The organism is Salinifilum aidingensis, from assembly GCF_054782015.1.
The window spans coordinates 1-9,250 of the sequence record NZ_BAAGTH010000026.1; the positions used below are offsets into that span (position 1 = coordinate 1).

Sequence of the window (9,250 nt, forward strand, 5' to 3'; positions counted from 1 at the left end):
CAACCGCAACGCGGTGCCGAACGATCCGCGGCCGCCGATGGTGACCTCCGGGCTGCGGATCGGCACGTCCGCGCTGGCCACCCGCGGCTTCGGCGCCGAGGAGTTCGGCGAGGTCGCCGACGTCATCGCCGAAGCGCTGCAGCCGAACCTCGACGAGGCGAGCACGAAGAAGCTGCGGGCCCGCGTCGAGGCCCTCGCCGGTTCCTTCCCCCTCTACCCGAACCTGAAAGGAGGGTTCTGATGCCGCGCACTCCCGGCGCAGACCTGCCGGAGCACCCCGATTGGCTCTGGCGGTCGGCGGATCCGAAGCCCTCCTACGACGTGGTGATCGTCGGTGGCGGCGGGCACGGTTTGGCGACCGCCTACTACCTGGCGGTCAACCACGGCATCACGAACATGGCCGTGCTGGAGAAGGGCTGGTTGGCGGGCGGGAACATGGCCCGCAACACGACGATCATCCGGTCGAACTACCTGTGGGACGAGAGCGCGGGGCTGTACGAGCACGCGTTGAAGCTGTGGGAGGGGCTGGAGGAGGAGCTCGACTACCCGCTGCTGTTCTCCCAGCGGGGCGTGCTGAACCTGGCGCACTCGCTGCAGGAGGTTCGCGACAGCGTGCGGCGGGTCGGGGCCAACCGGCTCAACGGTGTGGACGCCGAGTGGCTCGACCCGGACCAGGTGGCCGAGATCTGCCCGATCCTGAACACCTCGCAGGACTTGCGGTACCCCGTGCTGGGGGCGACGTGGCAGCCGCGGGCGGGCATCGCCAAGCACGACCACGTCGCGTGGGGCTTCGCGCGGGCGCTGGACCGCATGGGCGTGGATCTGGTGCAGGGCTGCGAGGTCACCGGCTTCGAACGCGTCGGTGACCGGGTGGTCGGCGTGGAAACCACGCGCGGTCCGATCCGGGCCGGCAAGGTGGCGTTGGCGGCGGCGGGGCACACGTCGGTGCTGGCCGACGACCTCGGGTTGCGCCTCCCGATCCAGAGCCACCCGTTGCAGGCGATGGTCTCGGAGTTGCTGGAGCCGGTGCATCCGACGGTGGTCATGTCGAACGCGGTGCACGTTTACGTCAACCAGGCCCACAAGGGCGAACTCGTCCTGGGGGCGGGCATCGACTCCTACAACTCCTACGGCCAGCGCGGGGCGTTCCACACCATCGAGCGGGAGCTGACCGCGGCGGTGGAGCTGTTCCCGATGTTCTCGCGGGCGCACGTGCTGCGCACGTGGGCCGGAGTCGTCGACGTGACGCCCGACGCTTCGGCGATCATGGGGCTGACGCCGTTCGAGGGCCTCTACGTCAACTGCGGTTGGGGGACGGGCGGGTTCAAGTCCACCCCGGGGGTGGGGTGGTGCTACGCCCACACCATCGCCCACGACGAACCGCATCCGCTCAACGCGCCGTTCAACCTGGACAGGTTCACCACCGGTGCCCTGGTCGACGAGCACGGCGCCGCGGGCGTGGCCCACTGAGAGCACTCACTCCCGCCGGCCCGAGTCCGCTGTCCGTGGCCGGGCCTGCGGTGTCCCCGTTCGGCGCCGTCCACACGATCCATGCGAGGAGGTCCTGCGCACCATGATGTTGATTCCGTGCCCGTGGTGCGGGCCGCGCAACGAAGTCGAGTTCCACTGCGGAGGTCAGGCCGGTGTGTCCTACCCGGCTGATCCGCACGCGGTGTCCGACGTCGAGTGGGCGGAGTTCCTGTTCTACCGGGCGAATCCCAAGGGCGTGTTCACCGAGAGGTGGTTCCACCAGGCGGGTTGTCGCCGCTGGTTCACCGTCTGCCGGGACACGGTCACCAACGAGATCCACGACGAGACCACGGCCGGGGCGGTGATCCAGTGAGCAACGAGTTCAGGCTCGCCGACGGCGGGCGGATCAACAGGGACCGCCCCGTGCGCTTCCGCTTCAACGGCAGCGACTACGAGGGCTACGAGGGGGACACCCTCGCCTCGGCGTTGCTGGCAAACGGGGTGCACCAGGTGACCACCAGCATCCGGTACGGACGGCCGCGCGGCATCATGACCGCCGGGGTCGAGGAGCCCAACGCGCTGGTGCAGGTCGAGGAGCCGTTCCCGGAGCCGATGCTGCCGGCGACCGCGGTCGAGCTGCGCGAGGGGCTGGTGGCCACGGGACTGCCGGGGCAGGGCTGGTTGTCCGCCGAGGCGGATCCCGCCCGCTACGACGCGATGCACGCGCACTGCGACGTGCTCGTCGTCGGTGCCGGCCCGGCGGGACTGGCCGCCGCGCGCAGCGCCGCGGCCAGCGGGGCCCGGGTGATCGTGGCCGAGGCCGACACCGAGTTCGGCGGCAGCCTACTGGGCAGCGGCGAGCTCCTGGACCGCGCACCGTCGCAGCGGTGGATCCGCCGCGTGGTCGAGGAACTGGAGGCCGCCCCGGAGGTGACCGCGCTGGCGCGGACCACGGTGGTGGGGCACTACGACGACAACTACCTCGTCGCCGTCGAGCACCGGGGCGAGCAGACGCACACCCGCCAGCGCACCTGGCACATCCGCGCGCGGCAGGTGGTGCTGGCCACCGGTGCGCACGAACGGCCGCTGGTCTTCTCCGGCAACGACCGCCCGGGCACGATGCTGGCCGGATCGGCCAGGACGTACCTGCACCGGTACAGCACCCTCCCGGGGCGGCGCGCGGTCGTTTTCACCACCAACGACAGCGCCTACGCCGCCGCGGTCGACCTGCACGACGCCGGTGCGGAGATCGCCGCCGTCGTCGACGTCCGGCCCGAGGCCCCGACGGTGTGGGCATCCCGGTGCGTCGAGCGGGGCATCCCCATCCACACCGGTGCTGCCGTGCGGGCCACCTCGGGAACCGAGCACGTCTCCGGTGTCGACGTGCAACCCCTGTCGACCGGAGGTGCCACCACCTCGGAGGGGCAGTACCACGTCGGGTGCGATCTGCTGCTGGTCTCCGGGGGGTGGAACCCGGCGGTGCAACTGCACGGCCAGGCGCGCGGAACCCTGCGCTACGCGGCGGAGATCGGCGCGTTCGTCCCCGCCCGCGGCGCGCGCGGTACGCACGCCGTCGGCGCGGTCGCCGGCAGCTTCTCCACCGTCACCTGCCTGCGGACGGGGGCCGAGGCCGGCAGCGATGCCGCCAGGGCTGCCGGATTCGACGCGGATTTCGCCGAGGTTCCCGCAACCCGGTCCCAGCCCGTGATGGAACCGCAGCCCACGTGGCTGCCCCACGCGCCGGCGGACTCCACCGGATCCGAGGAGTTCGTGGATCTGGCGCGGGATGCGACGGTGGCCGACGTCCGCAAGGCCGTCGGCGCGGGGATGACGTCGGTGGAGCACGTCAAGCGCTTCACCACGATCGGCACGGGGCACGACCAGGGCAAGACCTCGGGGACGCTGTCGACGGGCGTCGTCGCGGAACTGCTGGGCAGGGACGTCTCGGAAGTGGGGACGACGACCTCCCGCCCGCCGTACGCACCGGTTCCCTTCGCCGCGTTCGCCGGGCGGGACCGGGGTGACCTCTACGACCCGATCCGGGTGACGGCCATGCACGACTGGCACGTCGCGCGCGGCGCGTTGTTCGAGAACGTGGGCCAGTGGAAGCGTCCGTGGTACTACCCGCAGGCCGGTGAGGACATGGAGACCGCGGTGCTGCGCGAGTGCCGCGCGGTGCGCACCGGGGTGGGCATGCAGGACGTGTCCACACTGGGCAAGATCGACGTGCAGGGTCCGGACGCGGCGGAGTTCCTCGACCTCGTCTACACGAACAAGATGAGCACGCTCAAGGTGGGGCGGATCCGCTACGGGGTGATGTGCCGCGCCGACGGCATGGTCTTCGACGACGGCACCGTCGTGCGCACCGGTGAGCACCGCTACCTGATCTCCACCACGTCCGGCGGAGCGGCCGGGGTGTTGGAGCACCTGGAGGACTGGCTGCAGACCGAGTGGACGCACCTGCGGGTGCATCTCAGCTCGGTGACCGAGCACTGGGCCACGATCGCGCTGGCCGGTCCCGACGCCCGGGCGGTGCTGGACCGGGCGGGCACGGACATCGATCTGGGCAACGACGACTTCCCGTTCATGTCCTTCGTGGACGGTGTCGTCGCGGGCAGGAAGGCGCGGGTGTGCCGGATCAGCTTCTCCGGCGAGTTGGCCTTCGAGATCAACGTGCCGTGGTGGTACGGCCGCGAGCTGTGGCAGGCGCTGCACACCGCGGGCGAGCCGTTCGGCATCACCCCCTACGGCACGGAGACGATGCACGTGCTGCGGGCGGAGAAGGGCTTCCCGATCGTCGGGCAGGACACCGACGGGACCGTCACCCCGCACGACCTGGGCATGAGCTGGGCCGTGTCGAAGAAGAAGGACGACTTCCTCGGCAAGCGCTCCTTCACCCGCCCGGACACGGCCCGCAGCGACCGCAAGCACCTGGTCGGCCTGCTGCCGGCGGCGGAGTCCCGCGTCGTTCCCGAGGGCACGCAGCTCGTGGAGGACGACGTGCTGGGCGAGCCGCCGGTGCCGATGCTCGGGCACGTGACCTCGAGCTACCGCAGCGCCGCGCTTGGCAGGCCCTTCGCGCTGGCGCTGGTCAAGGCCGGCCGCGACCGCATCGGCGAGACGATTTACGGCCACGTCGACGACCAGCTCGTGCCGGTCGAGATCACCGAGCCCGTCTTCTACGACAAGGAAGGAGCGCGTCGTGACGGTTGAGCTGTACGGCGAATCCCCCCTGGCCGCCTACACCGACGAGCTGGCCCGGCAATCGGTGCCCGGCGCGGTGCGCCTCGCCGAGGTGCCGTTCACCTCGCAGGTCACCCTGCGCGTGGATCCCAAAAGCCCGGCGGCGGAGCGGATCGGGACCGCCCTCGGCGTCATGCTGCCGAACCAACCGGGCCAAGTGGTGCGGACGGACAGCCTGCACGTGCTGTGGATGGGGCCCGACGAGTGGCTGCTGGTCGGCCCGGAGGGCAATGCCCGCGACACCGGGGATCTGCTCACCGCGGCCCTGGACGACGAGCACGGCGCGGTGGTCGACGTCTCCGCGCAGCGGACGATCCTCGAGGTCTCCGGGCCCCAGGCCCGCGACCTGCTGAACAAGGGCTGCGCCCTGGACCTGCACCCCCTCAGCTTCGAGACCGACCAGTGCGCGCACACCCTGCTGGCCCGCGCCGGGGTGACCCTGCTGTGCCGGAACGCGCGCACGCCGAGCTTCTGGCTGTTCGTGCGCGCCTCCTACGCCCGCTACCTCGCCGACTGGTTGATCGACGCCGCCGCCGAGTACCACCGCTGAACCCCACCGATGCAGTGACACCCGGTCCGCCGCGGCCGCGGGGCGCCTCCGCCCACCGCGGACGGGCCGCGAACGTTGATCCGACGAACTGGAGTTGCTCGTGACCGAAGTACGAGGAGTTGTGGCGACCGGCAAGGGAAAGCCGGTCGAAGTCACCACCATCCACGTCCCGGACCCCGGCCCGGGCGAGGCCGTGGTGCAGGTGCAGGCCTGCGGCGTGTGCCACACCGACCTGGCCTACCGCGAAGGCGGCATCAGCGATGACTACCCGTTCCTGCTCGGGCACGAGGTGGCGGGCGTCGTCGACTCGGTCGGCGAGGGGGTGCACAACGTCGAGCCCGGTGATTTCGTCGTGCTGAACTGGCGCGCGGTCTGCGGTGACTGCCGGGCGTGCCGGCGTGGCCGCCCGCAGTACTGCTTCGACACGCACAACGCGGCGCAACCCATGACGCTCGAGGACGGCACGCCGCTCTCGCCGGCACTGGGAATCGGCGGGTTCGCCGAGAAGACCCTGGTCCACTCCGGACAGTGCACCAAGGTGGACCCCGGGTGCGCACCGGAGGTCGCCGGACTGCTCGGATGCGGGGTGATGGCCGGCATCGGAGCCGCGGTGAACACGGCCCCGGTCCAGCGGGGAGACACCGTCGCCGTCATCGGCTGCGGCGGTGTCGGCAGCGCCGCGGTCGCCGGTGCCGACCTCGCCGCTGCTCGGCGGATCATCGCCGTGGACATCGATCCGAACAAGCTGAAGTGGGCGCGGGAGTTCGGCGCCACGCACGAGGTCAACGCTTCCGAGACCGACACCGTGCAGGCGGTCCGCGAACTCACCGACGGCAACGGCGCCGACGTCGTCATCGACGCCGTCGGGATCCCGCAGACCTACGAGCAGGCGTTCTACGCGCGAGACCTCGCGGGCACGGTCGTGCTTGTCGGCGTCCCCGACCCGCAAGTGCAGCTGTCGCTGCCGATGATCGACGTGTTCGCCCGCGGCGGCACGCTGAAGTCCAGCTGGTACGGCGACTGCCTGCCCGAGCGGGACTTCACTGAGCTGACCGAACTGCACCAGCAGGGCAAGCTTCCGCTGGAGAGGTTCGTCACCGAAGAGGTCGACCTCGACGGTGTCGAGGGCGCTTTCGAGAAGATTCACCGCGGGGAGGTCCTGCGTTCGGTGGTGACGCTGTGATGGGCATGCGCATCGACCACGCGACAACGCAAGGCAAGTTCTCCCTCGACGGAGAGGTCCACGACGTCGAGAACAACGCCTGGGTCGTCGGCGACGACCAGACCTGCATGGTCATCGACGTACCGCACGACGTCGAGACCATCCGCGAGCTGATCGCCGGCAGAACCGTTCTGGCCATCCTCGCCACGCACGCCCACGACGACCACGTGGCGGTGGCGCTGCAACTCGCCGACGCGGTGGGAGCACCGGTGCACCTGCACCCCGCGGACCTCCCGGTCTGGGAGCTGACGCATCCCGAGGAGAAGCCGCACGGCGAGCTCGCCGACGGGCAGCGCGTCGCCTTGAACCGGGCCGAGATCCAGGTCATCCACACCCCCGGTCACTCGCCCGGGTCGGTGTGCCTGTACTGCCCCGACCTCGGGACCGTGTTCACAGGGGACACCCTGTTCGCCGGTGGCCCCGGGGCGACCGGGCGGTCGTTCTCGGACTTCGGCACCATCACCGCGTCGATCCGGGACCGGCTGCTCACGTTGCCGAGCTCGACCAGGGTCCGGCCGGGGCACGGACCGAGCACGACGATCGGGGAGGTCGTACCGCACTTCGACGAGTGGGTGGCGCGGGGTTACTGAAGCGCCGCCGTAGTCGGGGCGTGCCGAACTGCACCGCGGCACGCCCCCGACTCGCTGGTCCGCACTGAGATCCCGCTTCCTGCCACGTGGTGTCCGCTCGCACCTTCGCGGCCCAGCGGTGGCGAGGAACGCGGACACCCCTTCGGACAACGGAAAGTGGTGCATCGATGGGACACCCAGATCGCTCGAAGCGACCGGACGATGGGATCGCCGCGACAGCTCCCTGGAGAGCAGCAGCGGCCGAAGCGTTGCGCGCGGCGACCTACGAGGTGCTGCCGTTCGACAGCACCGAGGACGGAGTGCTCGCCCACGTGCCGAGCGACGTGGCGCTGACCGTCACCGCGACGGAAGCGAAGGGGATCGACGCGACCGTGGACCTGGCCGTTCGGCTCAGCAAGAACGGGTACCACGTGGCACCGCACCTTCCAGCGCGCCTCGTCCGCGACCGCGGGCACTTGGCCGATCTCGCCGCGCAGCTCCAGGACGCGGGGGTGGACGAGATCGTCGCCATCGGTGGCGACGCCGCCGTCCCCGTCGGCGCGTTCGCCGATGCGAGGAGTCTGCTGGTCTCCTTGGAGGAGCAGGGCCACGCCTTCTCGAGCGTCGGCGTCGCCGGTTATCCGGAGGGGCACGGCACGATCGGCCACGACGTCATCGAACGCGCCCTCCACGAGAAGGCCGCCCGCGCCGACGTTCTCATGACCCAGCTGTGCTTCGACGCGAGAGCCACCATTCGCTGGGCGCGGAACGTGCGGGCCGGTGGGGTGCGTCTTCCGGTGCGCGTGGGGATCCCCGGTGCGATCAACCGCCAGAAGCTGATCCGCGTCTCCAGTGGTCTCGGTCTGGGTCAATCCGCCCGGTTCCTGAAGAAGCAGTCGAACATGCTGTGGCGGTTCTTCCTGCCCGGTGGCTACAGTCCGAACAGGATCGTCCGGGCGGTGGCGCCCCACCTGGCGCGTTCCGACAGCAACCTCAGCGGGTTCCACGTCTTCACGTTCAACGATCTCGCCAGCACGGAGGCGTGGCGCCAGCGTTGGCTCGCCCACCTGCCGTGATCCCGCCCGGCGTGATCACGTCCGGCGAATCGTGTCCACGCGTGCGCGGCTGCGACCCCGCCCTGCGGCCGGTACTCGTGCGCGGGGTCCGCACCACGTCGCTGTTGGTGGAGGGTGCTGTCCCGCCGATCGTCGCTCGTGCGCGGCACCGGCCGGCTTTGCCGGGGCAGCAGGGTGCACGTGGTTGAGACCAGTCATGGCGGTCAGGTACGACGAGACCGGCCAGGAGGTGCTGCCGGCCCACGCCACGAGTGAAGTGGCGATCAGCGGTGCGGTGCCGCCACCGAGGACCGTGGCGACTGGACGCCGAGGTTGGCCCCCGTGCCCCGCACGTCGGGATCGAAGATCTCGGTGAAGAACGCGCCGTGGGCTGGTACATCAGCACGTTCGCCACGCCGATCGCCACCCCGGCGAGCACCACTGCTCTCCTGCGGGATGATGCGCACCGGGATGTCACAGACCACTGTTCTGCCGGCGAAGCTGATCTCCTCCGCGTTCCTGGTGGTCGCGATCTCGTGCCGTAGAGGGAGAAGTCGTACCACTCGATCGTCGTGCCGACCAAGCTGGCGACGGCCACCTTCGTCATGCGTCTGCAGGTGGACGAACCTGTCCGATCCGCGGTCATGTCCCACTCGCCCGGGTCGGTGTGCCTGTACTGCCCCGATCTCGGGACGGTGTTCACCGGCGACACCCTGTTCGCCGGTGGCCCCGGGGCGACCGGGCGGTCGTTCTCGGACTTCGGCACCATCACCGCGTCGATCCGGGACCGGCTGCTCACGTTGCCGAGCTCGACCAGGGTCCGGCCGGGGCACGGGCCGAGCACGACGATCGGGGAGGTCGTACCGCACTTCGACGAGTGGGTGGCACGCGGGTACTGAGCGCGTCGCGGAGGACATCGAGGGGTTCGATGTCCTCCGCGACCCCCGTGCTTTCGACCCCGGTCTTCCGAACCGAGAGCACGATCAGCACGCGGCACGCGCTGACCACCGGGATGGTCAGCGCGTGTGGTTGTGCATGACGTGTTTGGTGCGGGAGTAGTCGTCGAGGGCGTAGATGGACAGGTCGCGGCCGTAGCCGGAGCCTTTGAAGCCGCCCCAGGGCAGTTCGCTGGCCAGGGCCA

8 protein-coding genes and 2 pseudogenes are annotated in these 9,250 nt (G+C 70.5%); 9 read left to right on the forward strand and 1 reads right to left on the reverse strand.

Going from position 1 to position 9,250, the window contains the following annotated elements; all coding sequences use genetic code 11:
• The 9 genes and pseudogenes from ACYVJE_RS22890 to ACYVJE_RS22930 form a co-directional block, all read left to right on the forward strand.
• A pseudogene (locus ACYVJE_RS22890) lies at positions 1-241 on the forward strand (serine hydroxymethyltransferase); the annotation flags it as partial.
• A complete protein-coding gene (locus ACYVJE_RS22895; RefSeq protein ID WP_461146110.1) occupies positions 241-1,470 on the forward strand; it encodes a sarcosine oxidase subunit beta family protein in 1,230 nt (409 codons plus the stop codon). The pseudogene ACYVJE_RS22890 and the gene ACYVJE_RS22895, both read left to right, overlap by 1 nt.
• Before the next feature lie 103 nt (positions 1,471-1,573).
• Complete coding sequence (locus ACYVJE_RS22900; RefSeq protein WP_461146111.1) at positions 1,574-1,843, forward strand: sarcosine oxidase subunit delta; 270 nt, start codon at positions 1,574-1,576, stop codon at positions 1,841-1,843.
• A complete protein-coding gene (locus ACYVJE_RS22905; protein WP_461146112.1) occupies positions 1,840-4,683 on the forward strand; it encodes a 2Fe-2S iron-sulfur cluster-binding protein in 2,844 nt (947 codons plus the stop codon). The genes ACYVJE_RS22900 and ACYVJE_RS22905 overlap by 4 nt, the downstream gene beginning before the upstream one ends.
• Positions 4,673-5,263: a sarcosine oxidase subunit gamma gene (locus tag ACYVJE_RS22910; RefSeq protein WP_461146113.1), complete on the forward strand. Its 591-nt coding sequence runs from the start codon at positions 4,673-4,675 to the stop codon at positions 5,261-5,263. The genes ACYVJE_RS22905 and ACYVJE_RS22910 overlap by 11 nt, the downstream gene beginning before the upstream one ends.
• Positions 5,264-5,363: 100 nt before the next feature.
• Entirely contained in the window at positions 5,364-6,446 is a 1,083-nt protein-coding gene (locus ACYVJE_RS22915) for an S-(hydroxymethyl)mycothiol dehydrogenase (protein ID WP_461146114.1), read from the forward strand.
• Complete coding sequence (locus tag ACYVJE_RS22920) at positions 6,446-7,075, forward strand: MBL fold metallo-hydrolase (protein ID WP_461146115.1); 630 nt, start codon at positions 6,446-6,448, stop codon at positions 7,073-7,075. The genes ACYVJE_RS22915 and ACYVJE_RS22920 overlap by 1 nt, the downstream gene beginning before the upstream one ends.
• Positions 7,076-7,242: 167 nt before the next feature.
• Positions 7,243-8,130, forward strand: coding sequence for a methylenetetrahydrofolate reductase (locus tag ACYVJE_RS22925; protein WP_461146116.1), 888 nt, complete (start codon positions 7,243-7,245; stop codon positions 8,128-8,130).
• Positions 8,131-8,759: 629 nt separating this feature from the next.
• A pseudogene (locus ACYVJE_RS22930) lies at positions 8,760-9,008 on the forward strand (MBL fold metallo-hydrolase); the annotation flags it as partial.
• 117 nt (positions 9,009-9,125) lie between these two features.
• Here ACYVJE_RS22930 and ACYVJE_RS22935 read toward each other — a convergent pair.
• On the reverse strand, positions 9,126-9,245 hold the full coding sequence (locus tag ACYVJE_RS22935) for an aldehyde dehydrogenase family protein (protein WP_461145941.1): 120 nt from the start codon (positions 9,243-9,245) through the stop codon (positions 9,126-9,128).
• Positions 9,246-9,250 lie beyond the last annotated feature (5 nt).

Bases quoted from the DNA above. Each gene is read 5' to 3' on its own strand.
- ACYVJE_RS22895 (WP_461146110.1), top strand. From the start codon at position 241: ATGCCGCGCACTCCCGGCGCAGACCTGCCGGAGCACCCCGATTGGCTC.
- ACYVJE_RS22900 (WP_461146111.1), top strand. From the start codon at position 1,574: ATGATGTTGATTCCGTGCCCGTGGTGCGGGCCGCGCAACGAAGTCGAG.
- ACYVJE_RS22920 (WP_461146115.1), top strand. From the start codon at position 6,446: ATGGGCATGCGCATCGACCACGCGACAACGCAAGGCAAGTTCTCCCTC.
- ACYVJE_RS22925 (WP_461146116.1), top strand. From the start codon at position 7,243: ATGGGACACCCAGATCGCTCGAAGCGACCGGACGATGGGATCGCCGCG.